The sequence below is a fragment of the Phyllobacterium pellucidum genome (assembly GCF_013327855.1).
GTDB lineage: Bacteria > Pseudomonadota > Alphaproteobacteria > Rhizobiales > Rhizobiaceae > Phyllobacterium > Phyllobacterium pellucidum.
In genome coordinates, this window is sequence record NZ_JABUMX010000001.1 from 513,986 (window position 1) to 537,438 (window position 23,453).

Consider the following 23,453-nt stretch of genomic DNA (forward strand, 5'->3'; position numbering starts at 1 on the left):
TCATGAAGGAATCGTTCTTCCGCATCATCGCCCTGATCCGCAAGGAATTGCTGGCAATCTTCAAGGATCCGAAGAGCCGGATCGTGCTTGTGCTGCCGCCGATCCTGCAGTGCCTGATCTTTGGCTACGCGGCGAGCTATGACCTCAACAACGTTCCCTATGCTATCCTCGATCACGATCACAGCGCGGCCTCCATCGAATTCATCTCCAAGCTTGACGGCTCTGGAACGTTCACGCGCGTGGCAACGCTGCAGCGGACCTCGGACATCGCGAAATTCATCGATGAGGGGCGCGTGCTCCTTGTCATCGTCGTCGACGAGGATTTCGAAAAGCGGCTGATGGCGGGGATGCCGGCCAAGCTGCAGGTGATCGCTGATGGCCGCAACTCCAATACGGCGGGCACGGCGCAAAGCTATATCAGCACGATCGCATCGGACTTCGCCACACGCTGGCGGGCAGATAATGGTCAGGATCCGCCCGGCGGCATGAAGCTCACCACCCGGGCGTGGTATAATCCAAGCCTTGAGACGCGCTGGTACATGATCCCTTCGCTGATCGGCACGATCACGATGATGATGACGTTGATGCTCACGGCAATGTCCGTGGCGCGGGAGCGCGAGGCAGGCACGTTCGACCAATTGCTGGTCACGCCATTTCGGCCCTCCGAGATCATGATCGGCAAGGCCCTGCCCTCGATGCTGGTCGGGCTCAGCCAGGCAACGACGATTCTTCTCGTTGCCCAATTATGGTTCCAGATCCCGTTTACCGGGTCCTATTTCATGCTGTATCTCGGATTAATACTGTTTCTCGCCGCAGCCGTCGGCATCGGACTGTTCATCTCGTCGCTCGCCGCCAACATGCAGCAGGCCATGATCTATTCGTTCGTGCTGCTTATGCCGTTCATGCTGCTTTCCGGCCTGACGGCGCCTATCGGCAACATGCCCGAGATCCTGCAGTATATGACCCTCGTTAATCCACTGCGCTATGCGATCAGTATCACGCATCAGGTCTATCTGGAGGATGCAGGCGTAAGGGAGCTCTATCCGGAAATGCTGGCGCTGGTCGCGATCGCCGCGGTCACCCTGCCGTTTTCGGCGTGGCTGTTCCGCAACCGGCTGACATGAAACGGCGGCTATTTGTCAGGAAAAGACTTCATCGCGATATCGACAAGCCTGTAGACGTCTTCACGGCTGGCGCCGCTCGACGCCTGCACGGCGGTACCTTGCGCAACGGTCAAAATGTACCGGGCAAGGTCCTCGGGATTGCTGTCGTCAGGCAGGTCGCCCTCGCGCTTGGCGCGCTCGAACCGACGCGCCAGCGCCTTCTGACCGACCTGAATACGCTCGACAATGGTCTTGTGGATCTCGAGTGCGGCATCGCTGCAGGAACTTGCGGCGTTGACGACGAGGCAGCCGCCGGGATTGCACGCTTCGGTCTGCGCCCGGACGAATCCGCGCAAAATGTCCAAGGCGACCGTGCGGGCTTCCGGCTGTTCGAGCGCGCTCCAGAAGAACGCCATATAGTGCTCTTCGTAACGCTGCAGCGCCATGCGGAAGAGTTCTTCCTTGTTGCCGAATGTGCCGTAGAGGCTTGGTTTTGTTATGCCCATGCCGTCAGTAAGGTCAGTGATGGACGTGCCTTCGTAGCCCTTGCGCCAGAACAGCTCCAAAGCCGTCTGCAAGGCATCGTCCGCATCAAATTCCCTCGGCCGTCCCATGGACAAGACTCCCTAAAAGAATTATACCGCTCGGTATAAAATCGGTTGACAGCTGCTGTACCGCAGCCTTATATCACCGCTTCTATACCGATCGGTATAGAACGTCAATGATCGAGTTCCGATCTGCCATCCTCCCAAGTGGCATATATTTTCAAAGCAGGTGACCACGATGTCAATCAGCACTTTTAAGAAGAGCCTCCTCGTCAGCGGCATTGTTCTAACGCTTGCAACCGTAGGTGGCACAAAAGTTTTTGAATTCTCCAAAGGTCATGCAGAAGTTGAAAAGCAGCAGGCTCCCGCTCAGGCAATGCCGGTGTCGGTAGCGCTCGTCCAGCCGAAAAACGTGACGCAGTGGAACGAATTTTCCGGCCGTCTTGAAGCAATCGATTCGGTGGAAGTGCGCTCGCGCGTTGCCGGCGCTGTCCAGTCGATCCATTTCAAGGAAGGCGCGATCGTCAAGCAGGGCGACCTTCTGGTGAAAATAGACCCGGCGCCGTTCGAAGCAGAGGTTGCGCGGGCTCGCGCCGAGGTTAGCGCTGCACAATCGAAGCTCGCCTTTGCCAAGAACGAGCTTGAGCGCGGCAAGCGCCTGATCGATTCCCGCACCGTATCGCAGAGCGATTACGACCAGCGCATGAACGTGCAGACCGGCGCGCAGGCTGACCTCCAGGCAGCTGAGGCCGTTCTCAAGACGGCCATGCTCAATCTCGACTATACGGATATCCGCGCACCGATCACCGGACGCGTCGGGCGCATCGAGATCACACCCGGCAACCTGATCGCTGCCGGCCCGAGCTCACCGCTTCTGACGTCGCTCGTCTCGATCAGCCCGATCTATGCAAGCTTCGAGGCCGACGAGAACGTCGTCGCCAAGGCGCTCGCCGATCTGCCGAGCGGTCTCAACGGCCGTGACTTCGTGGATCGCATTCCCGTGCAGATGGATGTGCAGGGGTCGAACGGCGTTGCCGGAAAACTCCAGCTCATCAACAACAGCGTCGATGTGTCGAGCGGCACGGTCAAGGTGCGTGCGGTCTTCGATAATGCCGACGGCAGGCTGATGCCGGGCCAATTCGCCAAGGTGCGCATGGGCCAGGCCAATGAGCGTCAGGAACTGCTCGTTGATGAAAAGGCTGTCGGTACCGACCAGAACAAGAAGTTCGTCATGGTCGTCAATCCGCAGAACATCGTCGAATATCGCGAGATCACGCTGGGCGCGCGGGCCGAAGGCCTTCGCATCGTGACGGCGGGCCTGCAGGCTGATGAAAAGATCGTCGTCAACGGCTTGCAGCGCATCCGTCCCGGTTCACTTGTCGCACCGCAAATGGTGGCAATGGGGGCAACGGCGGCCGCTAACCAGCAAGCGCTTGCGGAACCCGCAAAGCAATAATCCAGAGCCCCTCCGGGCAGGTGGAATGACATGAACATTTCCAACTTCTTCATCGATCGCCCGATTTTTGCGGGCGTTCTTTCTTTCGTCATCTTTCTCGGCGGCCTGATTGCCCTCACGGCGATGCCCGTTTCGGAATATCCGGACGTGGTACCGCCTTCGATCGTGGTGCGCGCGCAGTATCCGGGCGCCAATCCCAAGGTCATTGCGGAAACGGTGGCGACGCCGATCGAGGAATCGATCAACGGCGTCGAAGGCATGCTCTACATGGGCAGCCAGGCGACTGCCGACGGCCAGATGACACTGACCGTCACCTTCGCGCTTGGTACCGATCCAGACAAGGCGCAGCAGCTGGTACAGAACCGCGTCTCGCAGGCAGAACCGCGCCTGCCCGAGGAGGTGCGCAGTCTCGGCATAACCACGGTGAAAAGTTCGCCGGACCTGATGCTGGTCGTGAACCTCATCTCCCCCAACAACCGCTATGACATCACCTATCTGCGCAACTATGCCCTGATCAACATCAAGGACCGGCTTGCCCGCATCACTGGTGTCGGCGATGTGCAATTGTTTGGCTCGGGCGACTATTCGATGCGCATCTGGCTCGATCCGCAGAAGACCGCCGAGCTTGGTCTCTCGGCAACCGACGTTCTTAGCGAAATCCGCGCCCAGAACGTCCAGGCGGCTGCGGGCGTGATCGGTGCTTCGCCGAGCCCCAACGACGTCAATCTGCAGCTGTCGGTCAACGCGCAAGGGCGGCTCCAGTCCGAAGAGGAATTCGGGCAGATCATCGTCAAGACGGCGGCCAACGGGGCGATCACCCGCCTGAAGGACATTGCCCGCGTCGAGCTTGGCGCGGCGCAGTATTCGTTGCGCTCGCTGCTCGACAATAAGCCTGCGGTGGCAATCCCGGTTTTCCAGGCGCCCGGTTCCAATGCGATCCAGATCGCGGATCAGGTGCGCAGCGTCATGGACGAGATGAAGCTGACCATGCCGGAGGGCGTCGACTACGAAATCGTCTACGATACGACGCAGTTCGTGCGCGCTTCGATCGAGGCCGTGGTTCATACGCTGCTTGAAGCTGTCGTTCTCGTCGTCCTCGTGGTCATTCTCTTCCTGCAAACGTGGCGCGCCTCGATCATTCCGCTGATCGCCGTGCCGATCTCGATCATCGGCACATTTGCGGTGATGCATCTTTTCGGCTTTTCGGTGAACGCGCTCAGTCTCTTCGGTCTCGTCCTTGCCATCGGCATTGTCGTCGACGATGCGATCGTCGTCGTGGAAAATGTCGAGCGCAATATCGAAAACGGGCTTGCGCCCCGGCAGGCGACCATCCAGGCCATGCGCGAAGTTTCGGGACCGATCATCGCCATTGCGCTTGTGCTGGTCGCCGTGTTCGTGCCGCTCGCGTTCATCACCGGACTGACCGGCCAGTTCTACCGGCAGTTCGCGCTGACGATCGCCATTTCGACCGTGATCTCGGCGTTCAACTCGCTGACCCTGTCGCCTGCCCTCGCCGCCCTGCTCCTCAAGGGACATGACGCCCCGAAGGACCGGCTGACACGGTTTATGGACGCGTCGCTGGGCTGGCTGTTCCGTGGCTTCAATGCCGTCTTCACACGCGGCGCCAACGGCTATAGCCGGGGCGTGCGCGGTGTCATTTCGCGCAAGACGTTGATGATGGCGATCTACCTCGTCCTCATCGGCGCGACGGCGTTCATGTTCAGGAGCGTTCCCGGCGGCTTCGTTCCGCCGCAGGACAAGCAATATCTGGTCGGCTTCACCCAGTTGCCGGATGGCGCCACCCTTGACCGGACCGAGGCGGTCGTCCGCCGCATCGGCGACATCGCGCTGAAGATCCCGGGCGTCCAGAGCACTATTGCTTTCCCGGGCCTCTCGATCAACGGCTTCACCAACAGCGCCAATGCCGGTATCGTCTTCGTCTCGCTCAAGCCCTTCGAAGAGCGCAAGACGCCGGAACTCAGCGCCGGAGCGATTGCGATGCAGCTCAACCAGCAACTGTTCGGCATCCAGGAGTCGTTCAGCGCCGTGTTCCCGCCTCCGCCGGTGCAGGGTCTCGGTGCGATCGGCGGCTTCAAGTTGCAGATCGAAGACCGTAACGGCCTCGGCTACCAGGCGCTCGACGACGCAACCAAGGCATTCCTCGGCAAGGCGGCAGCGGCTCCGGAGCTGACAGGCCTCTTCTCCAGCTACCAGATCAACGTTCCGCAGCTTTACGCAGATGTCGATCGCGCCAAGGCGCGCCAACTCAACGTATCGCTGCCGGAGATCTTCAACACGCTGCAGATCTATCTCGGTTCCGTCTACGTCAACGACTTCAATAAGTTCGGCCGTACCTATTCCGTGCGGATGCAGGCGGAGTCGAATTTCCGGGCGAAGGCCGAGGACATCGGCGACCTCAAGGTACGGTCGGGAACTGGCGAGATGATCCCGCTTTCCGCCCTGATCAAGGTCGATTCCAGTGCGGGTCCCGACCGCGTGATGCGGTATAACGGCTTCCTCTCCGCCGATGTGAACGGCAATGCCGCGCCCGGATATTCGTCCGGCCAGGCACGCGCGGCTGTCGAGAAGATCGCCGCCGAGACGCTGCCGGCAGGCATCGGTTTCGAATGGACCGAACTGACATACCAGGAGATCATTGCCGGCAACTCCGCCTATCTGATCTTTCCGCTGTCGATCCTTCTCGTGTTCCTTGTACTTGCGGCCCAGTATGAGAGCATGGCCTTGCCGCTGTCGATCATCATGATCGTGCCGCTCGGGCTCCTCGCTGCCTTGACCGGCGTCTGGCTGACGGCTGGCGACAACAACGTGTTCACGCAGATCGGGTTGATCGTTCTGGTCGGTCTGTCGGCCAAGAACGCGATCCTGATTGTCGAATTCGCGCGTGAGCTCGAGTTTGCGGGGGCGACACCCTTCAAGGCCGTCGTCGAAGCGAGCAGGTTGCGCCTGCGCCCGATCCTGATGACGTCCCTCGCCTTCATCATGGGCGTCGTACCACTGGTTACCTCGACCGGGGCGGGCGCTGAAATGCGCAGCGCCATGGGCGTCGCGGTATTTGCCGGCATGATTGGCGTGACCCTGTTCGGACTGTTCATGACCCCGGTCTTCTATGTTCTGGTCAGGGCGCTCAGCGGGAATCGGCCTTTGCGTCATGCGACGCATGGGAGCCATTTCGAAGCAACATCAGGCCATAATTCGGACGTGATTCTTCCGGCCCCGTCGCCGGCAGAGTAAAAAAACGCGGCGGCGCGGGCTTTTTCCCCACCCGCGCCGCTCGAATCAAAGCATTGATCCAGCATCGATTTTTTCCGCCAGAAAGCGGCCAGCGCTAATTTCAATTTGGTTATGGAACTTTTTGGGTGACAAAAGGTTTCAAACTGTTACAGTTATGTGACCAGCCGAATTCGGCACTGACGATCATGATCCTACCGCCTGTCGCGGGGGTCGTTAAAATCAGGAGAACGCCTTGAGCAGCTTTGCCGCAGCCAATGATAATCGGAAGGTCAGCGACGGATTTATTCCCTTCGTTGTCTTTGTGTTTCTGACCGAAGTCGCAGCAACTTTCCTGCTGACCGTGCCCAATTGGTATTGAGGCCGCAAAACACGTCCCAAGGTTTTTCCATACTGCCGATCCTGGCGGGCGCCATCGTGCTTTTGATGATTGGCGGCTTGTTGTTTATCTGAAAACCCCATTTCCCCTATCATATGCCCAAAGTCTGACTGTTCAACCTGCCAGCCAAGCGACATAATGGCGGCGGGCCGACAAGTTCGTATTCTGGTGGCCCAGGAGGGACAGATGAGATTTACGGTGTTGTTCGCGCTCTTGCTGCTGCTGTTCGTTGCCGCATGTCAGACCATCACCCCCGAACAGCAGCGGGCCATGGACAACCAGAAGTGTGCCTCCTTCGGCTTCAAGCGCGGTACGACCGCCTTCTCAAACTGCCTGCTCCGCCTCGATCTCGACCGGCGTGCCGATCGTCGTGCGCAGATGCAATTCAACCAGCCCGTGTTCATTTACGGACCGCCCTATTACGGACCCGGCTGGTGGTAGAATCGATGGCGAAAGCCAATCAAAACCTCTCATGAGTCTGTCATCGGACTGAGGCACCAGCAATTCCGGCCATCACGATCTTATGACTCGCGCGTGTGCTTGTACCGCCAAAGCCCGGGGCATAACTTGGCTGTTGAACGCGCCGCCGATAACGTGCAGCCTGCATGCAAATTACTCTGACCTGGGAGATTTAAAATGCAGCTTGGCATGATTGGGCTGGGGCGCATGGGTAGCAACATGACGCAGCGCCTGTTGAAACACGGCCACGAGCTGGTGGTCTACGATACAAGAGCCGAGAGCGTAGCCGAACTGCAGCGGCTCGGAGCGGATGGCTCGACCGTGCTCGAGGAATTCGTGGCAAAGCTGTCGCGTCCGCGTGCGGTATGGCTGATGCTGCCCGCAGCTGTGGTGGATACGGTGCTCGCCAAGCTGGTACCGCTGCTCGAGAAGGATGATATCGTCATCGACGGCGGCAATTCCTATTACCACGACGACATCCGGCGCGGCGCGGCGCTTAAATCATCCGCCATCCATTATGTTGATGTCGGGACGAGTGGCGGCGTGTTCGGCCTTGAACGGGGTTACTGCCTGATGATCGGCGGGGAACCGGACATCGTGCAGCACCTTTCGCCTATCTTCGCAGCACTCGCGCCGGGAAAGGGCGATCTGCCCGAGACCGAGAGCCGCCGTGCCATGCTGGCGGGCGAAAGCACCGCAGATCAGGGTTTTCTCCATTGCGGCCCGCACGGCGCCGGTCACTTCGTCAAGATGGTGCATAATGGCATCGAATACGGCCTGATGGCCGCCTATTCGGAGGGGCTGAACATCCTGCGCAATGCCGATATTGGCCTGCGCTCGCACGAGGCGGATGCCGAGACGACACCGCTCAAGAACCCTGAACATTATCAGTATCAATTCAATCTTCCCGACATTGCTGAAGTCTGGCGGCGTGGCAGCGTGATAAGTTCATGGCTGCTCGACCTCACGGCCGACGCGCTTTACGAAGATCCGGGCCTCGCCGGCTATGCGGGGCATGTGTCGGATTCCGGCGAAGGCCGCTGGACGCTGATTGCCGCCATCGACGAGGCGGTGCCCGCCCCTGTGCTCGGCGCCGCGCTGATCGAGCGCTTCAGTTCACGCGGCAATGCCGATTTCGCCAACAAGGTTCTGTCCGCCATGCGCCGTGAATTTGGCGGACACGTGGAAAAGCAGGCCAAGCCCGGCGGGCAATAGGGTTGCGCCGGCTGCCTGTCTGACAGGAGCAGAAACATGGCTAGGATAACATCGAGATTTGGCTTCCCGGCAGCGCTGTTGGGAGGAGTGCTTTCGCTCGCCTTCCCGCTCGCGGTTCACGCAGAGAACACAATGTCCAAGCAGACGGCAGCAACGCCAGCCACCAAACGCGTCAACGTTCGCGGCGCGATCGAAAGCTTGAGCGACACTGCGATCGTGGTGAAAACTCGCGAAGGACCCGATGCGACCGTTGCCTTGAGTGACGGCTGGCAGGTCGGCGGCGTCGCCAAGGCTTCGATCGACGATATCAAGAAGGGCGATTTCGTCGGCATAACCAATGTGCCGAAAAGCGAAGGTGTTGCGAGCGCCGTCGAGGTCGTGATCTTCCCGGCCGCTCTCAAAGGCACGGGCGAAGGCGACCGGCCCTGGGATCTGAAGCCGAATAGCAGCATGACCAACGCGACGGTCGCCGATGCGGTCGAGGACATCGACGGACGGACGCTGACGGTCGTCTATCACGGTACGGAAAAGAAGATCGCTATCCCTGATGGAACGCCTATCGTGACGCTGGCCAAGGCCAGCAAGGATGACCTGAAGCCTGGCGCCACGGTGTTCATCTCAGCCGAGCGCGGCAATGGCGACAGCCTTTCGACAAAGCGCATCGTCGTCGGGACCAACGGTATCGTTCCGCCGATGTAATGAATGGGATCGCGCGCGTGCGCGGCCATCATCCAATAAGCGCATGGCCAGACAGACTTGTGACTGTCCTTTGGGGGGCTGACCGCGGATGCTCGCGAAAGGCCGCGGTTATGGCCCGAAGCGCTTCCCGGCTCTTCGGATCCGTCAGGGAAGAGTGCAAGACAATCGACAAGGAAGGCAGCGGCGGCAGCGCAAATCTTTCGCTGACTTCCACGACATCGGCCGGCGCCAGCCTGTGTGGAAATGCGGCGACGGCAAGCCCTGCCGAGAGGGCGGCGACAATTGCGGACGTGCTTCCAATGAAAACCTCCGTCCACGAAATCGCCGCCCGATCCAGCAGGCTGGTCGAAACGTCGCGAACGACGCAGCTAGGAGAGATCCCGGCAATGCGCAAGGGTTCACCCTTGCAATGAACGAATCCCGGCGCTGCGAACCACCCGAAATGCTCGGGTCCCAGGGTTTCGCCATCGCGCCTGTCATCATCGCTGCGGATTATGACCGCATCGAGTGAACCGGCATCGTACAAATCCAAAAGCGACCGCGAACTGTCGACACGAACCTCGATTATCAGTGTCGGATCCAGCGACTTCAGCTTTGCCAATAACGATGATACCTCCGGGCCCATGACATGGCTCGCTATGCCAAGCGCAAAGCGCCGGCGGGAGGCGGTAAGATCGGCCAATGCCCTTTCATGGGCAGTAAGAAAGGCCCGCGCCGATTGAATGAACATCTCGCCCTGGGCCGATAGCCTGACCTGGCGCGGCGTTCGCTCCAGCAATTTTTGCCCCAGCCGGTCCTCCAGTCGTTTCAGCTTTACGCTGATTGCGCCCTGAGTCGTTCCCAGCACCTCCGCTGCACGCGTGAAGCTTTGAAAATCGGCAATGGTCACGAAGGCTCGTACGGCATCCACTTCAAGTGAAATCACTTCAATCATCCAGTTTTGTTATCACTGATATGCGTTATCATACGATTGTGTTGTCATCAACTTCGCGACATTTTGCTCGTCGGTGTTCCCTCGCAGCCAAGGTACTGGCCGCTCATTCGATCAAGGCAATCATGACAACCGACGTTTCAAGAAATACGATGGCGCTGGCCGCCGTCTGCTTGTCCGCGCTTATGCTCGGGCTCGAAATCTCCAGCATTCCCTCCATCCTGCCGACGCTCCAGAGCGTTCTGCCGGCAAGCTTCAAGGAGCTTCAATGGATAATGAATGCCTATACGATCGCCATGTGCACGGTGCTGATGGCGATGGGCGCGCTGGCGGATCGTTTTGGCCGCAAGCGTATTTTCCTGATCGGGATAATTGTTTTTGGCGCGGCATCTTTCGCTTGCGGTCTGGCTAACACCCCGTCGCTGCTCATCGGTGCACGCTTTCTGCAAGGCGCAAGCGGCGCCGCAATGCTGGCGTGTCAGGTCGCCGTTCTTTCCGATCAGTTTCGCAGCGACAAGGAAAGGGCACGCGCATTTGGCTGGTGGGGCATTATTTTCGGGATCGGGCTCGGCTTTGGTCCCATTATCGGAAGCCTGATCGCGAGCTTTGCAGGCTGGCAATGGGTATTCCTGATCCACACGGTGCTTGCGGTCGGCACCGCTTTTCTTACGCTCGCAGGCGTGGTCGAGTCGCGCGATCCGCACGCGACGCGGATCGACTTTGCCGGCATGGCGGCCCTCTCGCTATCCGTGTTCTGCCTTGTCTACTTCATCACCCAGGGGCAAGCCATTGGATTGACCAGTCTGCACGGGTTGGCAATTCTGGCATCGAGCGGCATCAGCCTGCTGGCATTCATCGTCATCGAGAACTCCATTTCCCGGCCGATGTTCGACTTCCGCACTTTTAAAGTGCGCCTCTTCTCCGGTGCTCTCTTGGGATCGAGCGGCATGAACTTCAGCTTCTGGCCATTCGTCATCTACTTGCCGATCTTCCTACAGGCGGTCCTAGGCTACGACAGTATCGAAGCCGGGTTTATTCTGCTTGCCTACACGGTTCCCAGCCTTGTCGTTCCGCCGCTTGCTGAGCGCCTGCTCCTGCAGCGGGGACCACGGTACGTCATTCCTCTCGGACTCTTTACGATCGGTACGGGCTTTCTGCTGATGCGCTTTGCGACGTTCGGTGATCAAGCTGCCATTGCGATTGTGCCCGGCTGCATTGTCGCCGGGATCGGATTGGGATTGACGAATACGCCCGTCACCAACACCGCCACCGGCGCACTGCCGGTCGAACGCGCGGGCATGGCATCGGGAATGGACATGAGCGCCCGCATGATCTCGCTGGCGGTCAACATCGCTTTGATGGGCTTCATACTCGTTCTGGGCATTTCCGGCGCCCTCGCCCCGAATTTTCCCGCATCTGCGGCCCTGATCGACGCTATAGCCGCCGGCAATTTCTCCGAGGCAGTCGCCGCAGGCGTTTCACACGAACAAGCAATAAGCGCGTTGAACAACGGATTTGGCTGGGTGATGCTCTATGGTGCAACTGCCGCCTGGATCATGGGCGCACTCAGTTTAACGGTTCTTCCCCGGCGCTGCGACAAAGTCAGATTGGCTGCGGCGTCGGGGAGCTAGGTGCGGGCCCGCCTTGCAAGGCGGGCCAAGGGAACCTATCGATGTGCCGACGCCTCGCTGTCGAGATGAGCCATCTGGAACGCAGCATAGCGGTCGCCGGCTGCGGCACCCTTCGGCACGGCCTTTTCGATAGCCGCAAGGTCATCGCGGCTGAGGCTTGCATCGAGAGCACCAAGCGTTTCAGCCAGACGATCGCGGCGGCGCGCGCCAATGACGGGGAAAATATCGCTCCCCTGCGCTACGACCCAGGCAATGGCGATCTGCGCGACTGACACGCCCTTTGCCTCCGCGATCTTCTTCAGCGCTTCGACGAGCGCCAGGTTGGCGTCAACATTTTCGGCCTGGAAACGGGGACTATGGGCGCGCCAGTCACCGGTCTGCGCGCTCTCCTTCGTCCAGTGGCCACTGATCAGCCCCCGCGACAGCACGCCATAGGCTGTGATGGCGATGCCAAGTGAGCGGCAGGTCTCAAGGATATTGTCCTCGATACCACGCGAAATCAGTGAATACTCGATCTGCAAATCGACGACCGGATGGACCGCGGCAGCACGGCGGATCGTCTCCGAGCCCACCTCGGAAAGCCCGATATGCCTGACGTAACCAGCTTTCACGAGATCGGCAATTGCGCCTATCGTTTCTTCAATCGGTACGGCCGGGTCGAGCCGTGCGGGGCGGTAAATGTCGATATAGTCGACACCGAGGCGCTGCAGCGAATAGGCTGCGAAGTTCTTGACCGCCTGCGGCCGCCCGTCAAAACCGGTCCAGCCGCCTGCTGGGTCGCGCAGCCCGCCGAACTTGACGCTGAGCACCGCATCCTGACGCCTGACACCCTTAAGCGCCTCGGCAATCAGCAATTCGTTGTGACCCATTCCGTAGAAATCGCCGGTGTCGATGAGGTTGATACCCGCATCGAGCGCGGCGTGGATGGTGGCAATGCTTTCAGCGCGATCGGACGGCCCATACATGCCCGACATGCCCATGCAGCCGAGCCCGATCTGCGATACGCGCGGCCCGGTCTTTCCAAGTTGATGATGTTGCATTTCGTTCAATTCCTTTGCCTCGGTTGAAAGCACTATAGGCTCTCTGTATTTGTGCGATAATCCGCTATATTGCGCATGGGTTGTTTGGAAAACTGCACAATGACAGATCCTGATCTCTCTGATCTCAGCGCGCTGGTTGCGGTGGCGCAGACGCGGAATTTCCGCGCCGCAGCGACGATGCGCGGCGTGTCCGCCTCCGCGCTGAGCGAAGCCATACGCCGCCTTGAGGCCCGTATCGGCGTGCGGCTTCTCAACCGCACCACGCGGAGCGTTACTCCGACCGAGGCCGGCAAACTCCTCATCGAACGATTAACGCCGGCCCTTGGCGAGATCGCCGGCGCGCTCGACAGCATGAACAGTTTCCGCGACAGTCCGACGGGGACGCTCAAGCTCAATGTTCCGGTCATCGTAGCGGAACGGATCTTGCCGCCAATCATCAACGCTTTTCTTGCGGCCCATCCAGGTATCACGCTCGAGATCACCGCCTCCGACACATTCATCGACGTGCTCGCCGCTGGGTTCGACGCCGGCATCCGTTATGATGAACGTATCGAGCGCGACATGATCGCAATCCCAATCGGGCCCCCGACCCAGCGGTTCGTCGCAGCGGCGGCGCCCTCCTACCTTTCGGCCCACGGCGTCCCCGCCCATCCGCGCGACCTGGTGAACCATGCCTGTATCCGTCACCGCTTCAGCAGTGGCTACATTCCGCATTGGGAATTCGAACGGAATGGACAAGTGATCAAGGTGACGCCCAAGGGCCCACTCATTGCGTCGACAGCCGAAATGGAGGTCAAAGCAGCGATCGACGGTCTGGGGCTGGTCTATACATTTGAGGAATTTCTTGCCGAAGCGCTCGCCAGCGGCGCGCTGGTCGCGGTCCTCAGCCCATATTGGCAGAGCTTTACCGGTCCGCGCCTTTACTATCCAAGCCGCAAACACATGCCAGCACCGCTGCGCGCATTCGTCGACTTCATAAAGGCATCCGCTAAATCGCCGTCAAAATAAGGCGGCTGGCCTTGCATCGCAGCGGCGACTATGCCATGACGCGCCTCCCTTGCCGGGTGCGCATTTCGCATCCGCTGAATTCCGACCTTAATGACATCACGCGATAGAAGGAGCGCTGCCATGGCACACGCGCTGGGCTTTGATTTCGGCACGACCAATACGGTCATGGCGCTCGCGGAGGGCCGTTCGACACGCTCCCTTGCCTTCACCAGCACGGCCGGCACCGCCGACAGCATGCGCACCGCCCTCTCCTTCATGAAGGACCCGCGCGCTGGCGCCGCGGCCCTCAAAGTCGAGGCCGGCCACGCTGCCATCCGCCAGTTCATCGATCATCCCGGCGAATGCCGTTTCCTGCAGTCGATCAAGACATTTGCCGCAAGCCCCCTGTTTCAGGGCACGCTGATCTTCGCCAAGCGCCAGACCTTCGAAGACCTGATGGAGATTTTCCTGCGTCGGCTCAGGACTTATGCCGGCGATCACTGGCCGGCCGATATATCGCGGATCGTCACCGGACGGCCCGTGCATTTCGCTGGCGCCAATCCCGATCCGCGACTGGCCGTCGAACGTTACAACGCGGCGCTGACCCGCTTCGGCTTCCCAGAAATTCATTTCGTCTACGAGCCTGTGGCCGCGGCCTTCTACTTCGCCCAGAACCTGAAATCCGACGCAACAGTGCTCGTTGCAGATTTCGGCGGCGGCACGACCGACTATTCGATCATCCGCTTCGAAACGACCGGCGGCAAGCTCAGCGCCACTCCAGTCGGACATTCAGGCGTCGGCATTGCCGGCGACCATTTCGACTATCGAATGATCGACCAGATCGTCGCGCCGCAAATCGGAAAAGGCAGCTTCTTCAAGAGCTTCGACAAGACACTGGAAGTACCCGCCTCCTGGTATGCCAATTTCGGCCGCTGGAACCAGCTTTCGATCTTCAAGACCTCGAAGGAATTTTCGGCGCTGAAGAAACTTGTCCGGGATAGCCTCGATCCGGAACGGCTCGAACTCTTCGTCGATCTCGTCGAACATGACGAGGGCTACCCGCTCTACCAGGCAGTCTCCGCCACCAAGATCGCGCTTTCGTCCGGCGATGAAGCGGCGTTCGATTTCGCACCGCTTGGTCGCGGCGGCCACAAGACGATCCGGCGCGCCGACTTCGAGTCGTGGATCGCGGGCGACCTTGCCCGCATTGAAGGCGCGCTCGACGACGTTCTCGAAAAGACGGCGACGCCTGCCGGGGCAATCGACAAGGTATTCCTGACCGGCGGGACCTCGTTCGTGCCCGCCGTGCGGCGCATCTTTACCGAGCGCTTCGATCACAGCCGCATTGAGACCGGCGGTGAACTCCTGTCGATCGCCCATGGGCTCGCACTCATTGGAGAGCGCGACGACGTCAGGCAGTGGGCCGTCTAGACCGCTTTTCGCTCGGTCGCAAAGATAAGCAGCACCAAAAGGCCGAGTGCCGCACCTGACGCTGCCGTCGCCCACCAGCCGCCATAGAAATAGGTTGCCGCAGCAAGCGCGGATCCCGCCGAGCCGAGCAGGAAGACGATCGTCATATAGACGGCATTCAAGCGTCCGCGCGCATGGTCGTTCAGCGAGAAGATGATGCGCTGGCTGAGTATCTGGTTGGTCTGCACGGCGCTGTCGATGAAGATCGCCGAAAGCACCAGCGCAGCGATGGAAATAGCGGTGCCTGCCCAACCTGCCACGAGAAACCAGATCGTCAGCGTGATCATGGCGATCGCAGTCCCGCGCTGTGTGTGGCCGCGATCGGCAAGCCGCCCGGCGATCGGGGCCGCTGCCGCGCCCGCTGCTCCGGCAAGGGCGAAGAGAGCGATCTGACGCTGGCTGTAACCAAATCTTTCAGTCAGCAGCAGCGGGATCGCCGTCCAGAACAGGTTGAAGCTCGCAAAGATAATGCCCTGGTAGATTGCCCGGCGCTGCAGGGCGGGTGTGGTCACCAGCAGATGCGCCATGGATTTCAGGATTGCGCCGTAGCCCATTGAACCGTGGGGACGGCGGAGCGGGAGCGCAATGCGCAGTAGGGCGAGGACGACGAGCATGGCCCCCGCGGAAATCCAGAAGATCGCCCGCCAGCCGAACTCCGAGGCAACAAGGTTGGCAAGCGGTCGCGCCAGCATGATGCCGGTCAGGAGACCAGCCATGACGTTGCCGATGGTGCGCCCGCGCGATGCCGCCGGCACCAGATGCGAGGCGAAGGGTACGAGCACCTGCGCGCCGCAGGCAAAAAAGCCGATGGCAAAGGAAAAAAACAGAAATGTCGTTGCCGATCCGGACATGGCGGCGCCGGCAAGACCGATCGCCGTGCCAGCCAGAGTTAGAAGGACAAGGAGACGATTTTCAACGAGATCGGCTAGGGAGACGAGGAAGAGCAGTCCGGCACCATAACCGAGCTGAGTCACCGTGACGATGAAGCCAGCCATGCCGCCATGCATGTCGAGGTCGGTGCTGATCAGGCCGATCAAGGCCTGCGCATAGTAGATATTGCCTACCATCGCCCCGCAGGCGAAAGCGAACAGAAACGTAAGGGCCGGCGAAAGTCCCGGCAATTCGGGCGTGTCCGTGATGGCAGTTTCAATTTGGGCGGCGTCGCGGGAATGGGGCACCAAAATCGATCTTTCGAGACCGGCGCTCCACCTTCGCCGGTTGTGTGTGGCTTATAGATGTGGCTCGATCAGGGAAAGATCGGCCTGCGACAGGCGATCGGACGCGGTGCGCGCCTGATGCCAATAGGGATAGATCAACGGCAGAAGGCTCACCTTGTCGAGTCTTTCCCGCTCCTCGGACGTCAGGCTGATTTCGGCGGCCTTCAGATTGTCCGCAAGTTGCTCGTCCGTGCGGGCGCCGACGATCACGGACGTGATGCCCGAGCGCCCGAGCAGCCAGGCTAGCGCGATCTGCGCCGCAGACACATCGCGGCTTTCTGCGATTTCAACCAGCACGTCGACAATATCGTAGAGCCGTTCCTGGTCGCGGATCGGCGGTTCGCCCCAATTGGCGAGTTGCCGCGTGCCTTCGGGCGCGTCCTTGTCGCGGCGATATTTGCCGGAAAGCAGGCCACCGGCGAGCGGGCTCCAGACAAGCACGCCGAGCTGCTGGTCGAGCGTTGCCGGAATGAGCTCATACTCGGCTTCGCGGGCTTCGAGACTGTAGTGAATCTGCTGGCTGACCGGCGCGATGTAGTTCTTGAGCGCCGCGGTGCCAATTGCCTTCATGAGGTGCCATGCCGAGAAATTGGAAACGCCGGCATAGCGCACTTTTCCGGATCGGATGAGCGTGTCGAGCGCCTCAAGCGTTTCATCAATCGGCGTCAGCCCGTCCCACTGGTGCAATTGGTAAAGGTCGATATGGTCGGTGCCAAGCCGCTTCAGGCTGGCCTCGGCCGCGCGGATAATGTGGTAGCGCGACAGGCCGGCATCGTTGATTTCCGAACCCATGCGGAACCGCGCCTTGGTGGCGATCAGGACGCTGTCGCGCTTGCCTTTCAGGGCCTGGCCCACGATCTCCTCCGAGGCGCCGGCTGAATAGATGTCGGCCGTATCGAAAAGATTGATGCCGGCGTCGAGGGCCATGCCGATCTGACGCTTCGCACCTTCAAGGTCCGTGTCGCCGGTCTTGGCGAAATTGCCCTTGCCGCCCATAGTCATGGTACCGAGGCTCAAGCAAGACACGATGAGGCCGGAGCGGCCAAGCTGACGATACTCCATGTCGGACTCCCTGATGATGCAGATGGGCTGCGCCGGAACGTGACGAAGGGCCTATCTGTAAGTGGCGGGCGCGCAGATGTCGCCCCCAGATTGAACCGGATGACGCAAATGTGCACCGTGAGCAACTGCCAAACACGACGAAGCCGGTTGCAGGCGCAACCGGCTTCGGGCCGTGATCGACAGCTATCGGTTTAACGCACCCAAACGACGCGTCTCGTGCTCCGGTCGATGAGCGCTGGCCTCTGGTCGACGTAGACGTAGGAATAGCGCGGCTGGTCCGGGATATCGTTGAGCATCACATCTCCCGGAATGACCGTGCCGCTCGAAACGGGACCATCGATCATCACGGTGTCAACCGGATGTCGCTCAATATAGGTTATCGCATCGTCCGGCACGGCTTTTGAACTTTCGGACAGGTAGACCACTTGGCGGCTGCGCATCGATACGATCACCGGACGACCGTTGACGTAGACATAGCCAAAATCGGGATTATCCGGAATTTCGTGGATAACGATCCTCTCCGGCACGACATAGCCCTGTGAAACACTGTCGTCGAGCACCACCGGATCGGACGGATTCGCGATCACGTAGTCACGGGCGCCCTGCGGCACTTCCACGAGCACGTCCTGCGCAAGGGCGAAACCGGTCGTTGCAAACAACGCGGCTGCCGTCAGTGTGAGAACCTTGTTCATTGTGACCTCTCCTGTTTCATCCGCAGGGAAAACCCCGCGGGGGCCGATATGGTTCCGAGAAAATGGCAGGCGCATTGGCGCCTTCACGGCTTGTTGTGTTGAACCTTCGGGTCGGTTATGGCCGTAAATGACGCAGACGAAACGCCAAAACAGGATCGCCATGAAGTATCCGTGGAATGATCGAGCCGGTAAGCCATCGGTCATCAAGATCGCAGCGCTGGCGGTCGCTTTTCTGCCTCTGTTGTGGATTGCTGCAAGCTACAAGACCAACATTCTGGGGCCCCGGCCAATTACCCAGGCGATCCACGAGACCGGCGATTGGGCCATCCGTTTCTTTCTGGTCTCGCTGACGATTTCACCACTTCGCGCCATTACGCGTTGGTCGAAGCTCATTCTTGTCCGGCGCATATTGGGGCTGACGGCCCTTGCCTACGCGCTCCTGCATTTTTCGCTCTACATCGTCGATCAGAACTTCAACCTTTCAAGGGTCGCCACCGAAATCTGGCTGCGCATCTACCTGCTTATCGGTTTTGTCACCCTCCTCGGATTGGTAGCGCTCGGCGTCACCTCGACGGATGCCATGATCCGGCGCATGGGGAAAAACTGGAACAGGCTGCACCGTCTGGCTTATCCGCTGGCCGCCCTCGGTATCCTGCATTTCTTCATGCAGTCGAAGGCCGATGTGACGGAGCCCACCTTAATGGCGGGGCTTTTGCTCGCGCTTCTCGCCTATCGCGTGGCCAAGGTGTGGGATTTTGATATAGCGGCAGTACCGACGCTCATCGCCATCGCCGTCATCGCGGCGTTTGGAACAGTCCTCATCGAATATGCCTGGTTCGCCGTTGCGACGCGGATCCCCCCGTCCCGCGTCCTCCTCGCCAATCTCAGTTTCAGCCACTCGATCCGGCCAACCTGGTGGGTCCTGATGGCCTGTCTGATACCCGCCTTCTGGGCGGCGATAAGACCGATGATTGGCAATGATGGCCGCAAGATCAATCCGCTATCGGCCAAGTAAACGCAGAAGTTTTGCTTTTCACCGACGCAAAAACTGCTATCGCTTTTGCCATGGAACCGCAATTTACCCCCCTCATCGACTCCTTGCCCTCGACAGTGCCATTCGTCGGACCTGAAGCGCTCGAGCGCAAACGCAACCGCATTTTCCGGGCGCGGCTTGGTGCCAATGAAAACAGTTTCGGTCCGGCGCCGTCAGTCATTGCCGCCATGCAGGAAAATGCGGCGGATGCCTGGAAATATGCCGATCCGGAGAACTTCGATCTGAAGCAGGCCCTGGCCGCCCATCTCGGTGTGGCGCCGGGCAACGTCGTCGTCGGCGAAGGCGTCGATACGCTGCTCGGGCTTGCGGTGCGCCAATATGTTCAGCAGGGTACGCCCGTCGTCACCTCGCTCGGCGCCTATCCGACATTCAATTTCCATGTCGCGGGATTTGGCGGGCGACTGGTCACGGTGCCTTATCGCGATGACAGGGAAGACCTTGACGCTCTGCTTGACGCCGTCGAGCGCGAAAACGCACCGCTGGTCTATTTCTCCAATCCAGACAACCCGATGGGAACGTGGTGGGCAGCGGCGGATATTGAACGTTTCATCGCAAGGCTGCCTACCACAACGATGCTGATCCTCGACGAGGCCTATGGCGAAACCGCGCCTGCCTCTGCCATGCCGCCGATCGACGTTTCGCGCCCCAACGTGTTGCGCATGCGCACATTCTCCAAGGCATATGGCCTTGCCGGCATGCGCTGTGGCTATGCCATCGGCGCTGAGCGGCAAATCCTTGCCTTCGACAAGATACGCAACCATTTTGGCATGAACCGGCTGACCCAGGCGGCAGCGCTCGCCGCGTTGAAGGATCAAGATTACCTGACATCGGTCATCGCGCGGATCATAGCCGGTCGCGACCGTATCGCGCAGATCGCCGCCGGAAATGGCTTGAGGGCGATCCCGTCCGCCACGAATTTCGTCACCATCGATTGCGGCCGCGATGGGCCCTTCGCGCTCTCCGTCCTCAACGCGCTTATCGAGCGTGACGTCTTTGTGCGCAAGCCCATGGCGCCCGGGCTCGACCGCTGCATTCGGGTGAGTGTGGGGCTGGAACACGAACTCGATTATTTCGCCGAGCAGCTTCCGCTCGCCCTCGCCTCACTTGCTTGAAGCCTCAAAATCACGGAGAAACCCCGGTGGATATCAATCGCGCCTTTGTTGGCCTTGGTGGTCTTTTCGGAGCGGCGGGCATCGCCGCCTATGCGGCCGCGGCTCATAGCGCAAGCGGACATATGGCGACGATTGCGCCGATCCTTTCCATCCATGCGCCGGCGTTTCTTGCCCTCGCTATTCTCGCCAGGATGAGCAAGGCCGCCTATTTCGGCGGTCTGGTGCTGGTGCTCGGGCTCTTGTTCTTTATCGGCGATCTTGCGGCACGCGATTATACCGGCGACCGGCTCTTCGCTTTTGCAGCGCCGCTGGGCGGCTCACTGCTTATTCTTGGATGGCTGATCGTTGCGGCGACGGCTTTTCGCGGGCTGGATTTCAAAAGCCATAGATAAACGGCTCGCCATCGGCCAATTGTTTATGATTGCAAAGGCGCCGACGGCAGGCTCGAGAGGCGGGCAAGTCTGGCGGTCGTCGGCAGGATGTTGACGCGCCCGCGAAGCTCGCAGACGGCAACGGTTGACGCTTCCTTCAGATAGAAAACATCTTCCCTCGGCCCCGCGTATCCCCCATCAAGATATCCCGCTGGCATCCACTTTTCGGAAAGACTTTTCAAGAAACGCGATCCTCTTTTCTGGGAGATCGACTGTGCCACCGCCGCCGCATTTGGAGGAATGCATCGGCAACGGTTTCTGCGGCATCAGTTACCCTTGAGCCTCGCATTGCACGTCGAGTAATAGCCGCCGCCCTGCTGGATCCAGCGCAAGCCGCCCAAAGTGCCCTTCTCCTTGTTGGCGTGATATTGCTCGAGACAGGTGTGCATCCGCGCCTTGGCCGGCGTTTCTGAAGCAAATTTCGCCGCCACCGATGAGGGGTACGTCGCCTTGCCGGAGTTCAATGTCGCCGTGGTGTCGGTCTTCTTTGGCGACTTTTTCGGCTTTGCGACAGGTTCCTCCGCTGCTGTGGCATCGGATGGCTGGGCATCGGTTTCAGCTGCCGCTGCCGGCGTCTTTGCGGCATCGGTTGCACAATTGGCCTTGCGAAAATCATTCCACGACACACCGGCTGCTTGACCTGCCGCCTGCGCAGCTTTGTATTTGACGCTGCATTCTTTCATGCTGAGAGCGCTGGCCGGCAAGGTGTAGTTCAAAGGAACGAGGACGGAAACGAGGGCAATAGTTTTGCGGGCGATTCGGTAATCGATCATGAAAACCTGCTCTGAAAATGAATCATCAAAAAGCTCTAACAGGGTGATCCTACATGCACCTTTCGCTCCTTGCCATGCAGACTTTCGTATAGGAAAAGTAGGGTTGAATTAATCGAACGATCGTTTTATTAACCCGCCATGGCACGAACCACAGGATCTGAAGGCGTTAAGACACGCAGCGCGATTGACGCGGCTGCGAAGCGTCTTATTGCGCGCGTCGGCTATGAGGCGATGTCGATGCGCCAGCTTGCCGATGAGGTTGGCGTCCAGTCGGCCGCCTTCTATCACTATTATCCCAACAAGCAGCAATTGCTGTTCTCGCTCATGCGCGCGCACATGGTCCGGTTGATCGACGCATGGGAGGAGACGAGCTCTGGGGTGGAAGACCCCGTCGAGCGATTCGCCGCTTTCATACGATTCCACATCACTTATCATGCCGATCGTCGCGATGACGTGCATATCGGCAATATGGAATTGCGCAGCCTCAACGCCGACAATCGCGCCGTGATCGTCGCCTTGCGCGGGCGATACGAGAACAGCTTGCGCGAAATTCTCGACGACGGGCTCGATGCCCGCAAGTTCGTCATCGATGACATTGCGCTTATGACACGCGCGATCATTGGAATGACGACCGGTATCAATCTCTGGTTCCGCAGCGATGACAGGCTTACTGTCACCGAGGTGGCGGAAAAATACGTTCAGATGGGATTGCGCCTTGTTGGCGCCAAGAAGATCGAGACAGCTACCACGGGAGGACGCAATGTATCAGTCAGGACTAAGGTTCGGAGTTTCTGAAGACATCGAGGCGCTGCGCGACACCGTACATCGTTTCGCCCAGGAGAAGATTGCGCCGCTCGCGTCGGAGATCGACCGAACCAACCAGTTTCCCATGCACCTGTGGCAGGAGATGGGTGCGCTCGGCCTTCTCGGCATGACTGCCAATCCTGAATTTGGTGGTTCCGGGCTCAGTTACCTCGCTCATGTGGTGGCGATGGAGGAACTGTCGCGCGCGTCGGCCTCGGTCGCCCTTTCCTATGGCGCGCATTCCAACCTCTGCGTCAACCAGATCAATCGCTGGGGCACCGACGAGCAAAAGGCAAAATTCCTGCCGAAACTCTGTACCGGCGAGAATGTGGGCGCACTTGCGATGTCGGAGCCGGGTTCCGGGTCGGACGTCGTTTCGATGAAGCTCCGGGCCGACAAGAAGAACGACCGCTACGTTCTCAACGGCAACAAGATGTGGATCACCAATGGTCCGGACGCCAATACGCTCGTCGTGTACGCCAAGACCGATGCTGCTGCCGGTTCGCGCGGCGTCACGGCTTTCCTGATAGAGAAGGAGTTCAAGGGGTTCAGCACGGCGCAGAAGCTCGACAAGCTTGGCATGCGCGGTTCGAACACCTGCGAACTCGTGTTCGAGGATTGTGAAGTCCCCTTCGAGAACGTCCTTGGCGAGGAAGGCAAGGGCGTCAAAATTCTGATGTCCGGCCTCGACTATGAGCGCGTCGTTCTTGCCGGCGGTCCGCTCGGCATCATGGCGGCCTGCCTCGATGTGGTCGTTCCCTATGTGCATGAGCGCAAGCAGTTCGGCCAGCCGATCGGCGAGTTCCAGCTCATGCAGGGCAAGCTCGCCGATATGTATACGACGATGAACGCCTGCCGCGCCTATGTCTACGCGGTGGCGGCGGCCTGCGATCGCGCCGAAACCACGCGCAAGGACGCCGCCGGCTGTATTCTCTACGCCGCCGAAAAGGCAACGTGGTGTGCGCTCGAGGCCATCCAGGCGCTCGGCGGCAACGGCTACATCAACGACTATCCGACCGGCAGGCTTCTGCGCGATGCGAAGCTTTACGAAATCGGAGCCGGCACCAGCGAAATTCGCCGCATGCTGATCGGCAGGGAGATGTTTGCCGAGTCACAGTAGCTGCCTGTCGCGTTTCGAGTTTCC

At 59.7% G+C, this 23,453-nt stretch carries 22 protein-coding genes; 15 read left to right on the forward strand and 7 right to left on the reverse strand.

The features are described from left to right. The first annotated feature begins 2 nt into the window (after nt 1–2). Nucleotides 3–1,124 carry an ABC transporter permease gene (locus HQ945_RS02550; protein ID WP_027229891.1) on the forward strand — a complete coding sequence of 374 codons (1,122 nt, stop codon included), beginning with the start codon at nt 3–5 and terminating at the stop codon, nt 1,122–1,124. Nucleotides 1,125–1,132: 8 nt separating this feature from the next. On the opposite strand, the gene HQ945_RS02555 is transcribed toward HQ945_RS02550, so the two are convergent. Further along, nucleotides 1,133–1,717, reverse strand: a complete 585-nt coding sequence (locus HQ945_RS02555) for a TetR/AcrR family transcriptional regulator (RefSeq protein WP_091919168.1) — start codon at nt 1,715–1,717, stop codon at nt 1,133–1,135. A gap of 169 nt (nt 1,718–1,886) precedes the next feature. Here HQ945_RS02555 and HQ945_RS02560 point away from each other — a divergent pair, with 169 nt between their 5' ends. The 6 genes from HQ945_RS02560 (at nt 1,887) to HQ945_RS02580 (ending at nt 9,105) form a co-directional block, all read left to right on the forward strand. After that, complete coding sequence (locus HQ945_RS02560; protein ID WP_091919170.1) at nt 1,887–3,104, forward strand: efflux RND transporter periplasmic adaptor subunit; 1,218 nt, start codon at nt 1,887–1,889, stop codon at nt 3,102–3,104. A gap of 30 nt (nt 3,105–3,134) precedes the next feature. After that, entirely contained in the window at nt 3,135–6,356 is a 3,222-nt protein-coding gene (locus HQ945_RS02565) for an efflux RND transporter permease subunit (RefSeq protein ID WP_113281991.1), read from the forward strand. A 232-nt stretch (nt 6,357–6,588) separates the two neighbouring features. Further along, nucleotides 6,589–6,714, forward strand: a complete 126-nt coding sequence (locus HQ945_RS23015; protein WP_255453099.1) for a hypothetical protein — start codon at nt 6,589–6,591, stop codon at nt 6,712–6,714. Nucleotides 6,715–6,918: 204 nt separating this feature from the next. Next, on the forward strand, nt 6,919–7,173 hold the full coding sequence (locus HQ945_RS02570; protein WP_091919176.1) for a hypothetical protein: 255 nt from the start codon (nt 6,919–6,921) through the stop codon (nt 7,171–7,173). 195 nt (nt 7,174–7,368) lie between these two features. Then, nucleotides 7,369–8,406 (forward strand): phosphogluconate dehydrogenase (NAD(+)-dependent, decarboxylating), encoded by a 1,038-nt coding sequence (gene gnd / locus HQ945_RS02575; RefSeq protein ID WP_091919178.1) that lies wholly within the window; start codon nt 7,369–7,371, stop codon nt 8,404–8,406. Between the two features lie 36 nt (nt 8,407–8,442). Beyond that, the gene (locus HQ945_RS02580) at nt 8,443–9,105 is read left to right on the forward strand and encodes a hypothetical protein (protein WP_091919180.1); all 663 of its coding nucleotides are present in this window, start codon (nt 8,443–8,445) and stop codon (nt 9,103–9,105) included. A 28-nt stretch (nt 9,106–9,133) separates the two neighbouring features. Here the strand turns inward: HQ945_RS02580 and HQ945_RS02585 are convergent, their stop codons facing one another. Further along, a complete protein-coding gene (locus HQ945_RS02585; RefSeq protein WP_113281992.1) occupies nt 9,134–10,039 on the reverse strand; it encodes a LysR family transcriptional regulator in 906 nt (301 codons plus the stop codon). Nucleotides 10,040–10,161: 122 nt separating this feature from the next. On the opposite strand from HQ945_RS02585, the gene HQ945_RS02590 reads away from it, so the two are divergent. Further along, nucleotides 10,162–11,667, forward strand: a complete 1,506-nt coding sequence (locus HQ945_RS02590) for an MFS transporter (protein ID WP_228018782.1) — start codon at nt 10,162–10,164, stop codon at nt 11,665–11,667. A 35-nt stretch (nt 11,668–11,702) separates the two neighbouring features. Here HQ945_RS02590 and HQ945_RS02595 read toward each other — a convergent pair whose 3' ends face one another. After that, nucleotides 11,703–12,707, reverse strand: coding sequence for an aldo/keto reductase (locus tag HQ945_RS02595; protein WP_113282076.1), 1,005 nt, complete (start codon nt 12,705–12,707; stop codon nt 11,703–11,705). A gap of 99 nt (nt 12,708–12,806) precedes the next feature. Here HQ945_RS02595 and HQ945_RS02600 point away from each other — a divergent pair, with 99 nt between their 5' ends. Together HQ945_RS02600 and HQ945_RS02605 are read left to right on the forward strand one after the other, a co-directional pair. Further along, nucleotides 12,807–13,715 carry a LysR family transcriptional regulator gene (locus HQ945_RS02600; protein ID WP_113281993.1) on the forward strand — a complete coding sequence of 303 codons (909 nt, stop codon included), beginning with the start codon at nt 12,807–12,809 and terminating at the stop codon, nt 13,713–13,715. A gap of 120 nt (nt 13,716–13,835) precedes the next feature. Then, a complete protein-coding gene (locus HQ945_RS02605) occupies nt 13,836–15,125 on the forward strand; it encodes an Hsp70 family protein (RefSeq protein WP_113281994.1) in 1,290 nt (429 codons plus the stop codon). Here the strand turns inward: HQ945_RS02605 and HQ945_RS02610 are convergent. From HQ945_RS02610 to HQ945_RS02620, 3 genes are all read right to left on the reverse strand, one after another. After that, entirely contained in the window at nt 15,122–16,315 is a 1,194-nt protein-coding gene (locus tag HQ945_RS02610; protein ID WP_425500624.1) for an MFS transporter, read from the reverse strand. The two genes, HQ945_RS02605 and HQ945_RS02610, sit on opposite strands and share 4 nt — an antisense overlap. A gap of 78 nt (nt 16,316–16,393) precedes the next feature. Next, nucleotides 16,394–17,443 carry an aldo/keto reductase gene (locus HQ945_RS02615; RefSeq protein ID WP_113281995.1) on the reverse strand — a complete coding sequence of 350 codons (1,050 nt, stop codon included), beginning with the start codon at nt 17,441–17,443 and terminating at the stop codon, nt 16,394–16,396. Nucleotides 17,444–17,634: 191 nt separating this feature from the next. Next, nucleotides 17,635–18,135 carry a DUF1236 domain-containing protein gene (locus tag HQ945_RS02620; RefSeq protein WP_027229903.1) on the reverse strand — a complete coding sequence of 167 codons (501 nt, stop codon included), beginning with the start codon at nt 18,133–18,135 and terminating at the stop codon, nt 17,635–17,637. A 127-nt stretch (nt 18,136–18,262) separates the two neighbouring features. Here HQ945_RS02620 and HQ945_RS02625 point away from each other — a divergent pair, with 127 nt between their 5' ends. Genes HQ945_RS02625 through HQ945_RS02635 form a run of 3 tightly spaced genes read left to right on the forward strand, consistent with a single transcriptional unit; the run spans nt 18,263 to nt 20,693 of the window. After that, a complete protein-coding gene (locus HQ945_RS02625; protein ID WP_091919192.1) occupies nt 18,263–19,150 on the forward strand; it encodes a protein-methionine-sulfoxide reductase heme-binding subunit MsrQ in 888 nt (295 codons plus the stop codon). A gap of 50 nt (nt 19,151–19,200) precedes the next feature. Next, complete coding sequence (locus tag HQ945_RS02630) at nt 19,201–20,301, forward strand: pyridoxal phosphate-dependent aminotransferase (RefSeq protein ID WP_027229904.1); 1,101 nt, start codon at nt 19,201–19,203, stop codon at nt 20,299–20,301. Between the two features lie 26 nt (nt 20,302–20,327). Next, nucleotides 20,328–20,693, forward strand: coding sequence for a DUF423 domain-containing protein (locus HQ945_RS02635; protein ID WP_162737276.1), 366 nt, complete (start codon nt 20,328–20,330; stop codon nt 20,691–20,693). Between the two features lie 305 nt (nt 20,694–20,998). Here the strand turns inward: HQ945_RS02635 and HQ945_RS02640 are convergent, their stop codons facing one another. Further along, nucleotides 20,999–21,505, reverse strand: a complete 507-nt coding sequence (locus HQ945_RS02640) for a hypothetical protein (protein ID WP_113281996.1) — start codon at nt 21,503–21,505, stop codon at nt 20,999–21,001. Nucleotides 21,506–21,643: 138 nt separating this feature from the next. Here HQ945_RS02640 and HQ945_RS02645 point away from each other — a divergent pair, with 138 nt between their 5' ends. Then, nucleotides 21,644–22,300 (forward strand): TetR/AcrR family transcriptional regulator, encoded by a 657-nt coding sequence (locus tag HQ945_RS02645; RefSeq protein WP_113281997.1) that lies wholly within the window; start codon nt 21,644–21,646, stop codon nt 22,298–22,300. After that, a complete protein-coding gene (locus tag HQ945_RS02650) occupies nt 22,266–23,429 on the forward strand; it encodes an isovaleryl-CoA dehydrogenase (RefSeq protein ID WP_113281998.1) in 1,164 nt (387 codons plus the stop codon). Before HQ945_RS02645 ends, HQ945_RS02650 begins: the two co-directional genes overlap by 35 nt. Nucleotides 23,430–23,453 lie beyond the last annotated feature (24 nt).

Bases quoted from the DNA above. Each gene is read 5' to 3' on its own strand.
- HQ945_RS02595 (WP_113282076.1), bottom strand. From the start codon at position 12,707: ATGCAACATCATCAACTTGGAAAGACCGGGCCGCGCGTATCGCAGATC.
- HQ945_RS02650 (WP_113281998.1), top strand. From the start codon at position 22,266: ATGTATCAGTCAGGACTAAGGTTCGGAGTTTCTGAAGACATCGAGGCG.
- HQ945_RS02590 (WP_228018782.1), top strand. From the start codon at position 10,162: ATGACAACCGACGTTTCAAGAAATACGATGGCGCTGGCCGCCGTCTGC.
- HQ945_RS02580 (WP_091919180.1), top strand. From the start codon at position 8,443: ATGGCTAGGATAACATCGAGATTTGGCTTCCCGGCAGCGCTGTTGGGA.
- HQ945_RS02625 (WP_091919192.1), top strand. From the start codon at position 18,263: ATGACGCAGACGAAACGCCAAAACAGGATCGCCATGAAGTATCCGTGG.
- HQ945_RS02570 (WP_091919176.1), top strand. From the start codon at position 6,919: ATGAGATTTACGGTGTTGTTCGCGCTCTTGCTGCTGCTGTTCGTTGCC.
- HQ945_RS02560 (WP_091919170.1), top strand. From the start codon at position 1,887: ATGTCAATCAGCACTTTTAAGAAGAGCCTCCTCGTCAGCGGCATTGTT.
- HQ945_RS02620 (WP_027229903.1), bottom strand. From the start codon at position 18,135: ATGAACAAGGTTCTCACACTGACGGCAGCCGCGTTGTTTGCAACGACC.
- HQ945_RS02640 (WP_113281996.1), bottom strand. From the start codon at position 21,505: ATGATCGATTACCGAATCGCCCGCAAAACTATTGCCCTCGTTTCCGTC.
- HQ945_RS02555 (WP_091919168.1), bottom strand. From the start codon at position 1,717: ATGGGACGGCCGAGGGAATTTGATGCGGACGATGCCTTGCAGACGGCT.
- gnd (WP_091919178.1), top strand. From the start codon at position 7,369: ATGCAGCTTGGCATGATTGGGCTGGGGCGCATGGGTAGCAACATGACG.
- HQ945_RS02600 (WP_113281993.1), top strand. From the start codon at position 12,807: ATGACAGATCCTGATCTCTCTGATCTCAGCGCGCTGGTTGCGGTGGCG.
- HQ945_RS02630 (WP_027229904.1), top strand. From the start codon at position 19,201: ATGGAACCGCAATTTACCCCCCTCATCGACTCCTTGCCCTCGACAGTG.
- HQ945_RS02605 (WP_113281994.1), top strand. From the start codon at position 13,836: ATGGCACACGCGCTGGGCTTTGATTTCGGCACGACCAATACGGTCATG.
- HQ945_RS02615 (WP_113281995.1), bottom strand. From the start codon at position 17,443: ATGGAGTATCGTCAGCTTGGCCGCTCCGGCCTCATCGTGTCTTGCTTG.
- HQ945_RS02585 (WP_113281992.1), bottom strand. From the start codon at position 10,039: ATGATTGAAGTGATTTCACTTGAAGTGGATGCCGTACGAGCCTTCGTG.
- HQ945_RS02565 (WP_113281991.1), top strand. From the start codon at position 3,135: ATGAACATTTCCAACTTCTTCATCGATCGCCCGATTTTTGCGGGCGTT.
- HQ945_RS02645 (WP_113281997.1), top strand. From the start codon at position 21,644: ATGGCACGAACCACAGGATCTGAAGGCGTTAAGACACGCAGCGCGATT.
- HQ945_RS02550 (WP_027229891.1), top strand. From the start codon at position 3: ATGAAGGAATCGTTCTTCCGCATCATCGCCCTGATCCGCAAGGAATTG.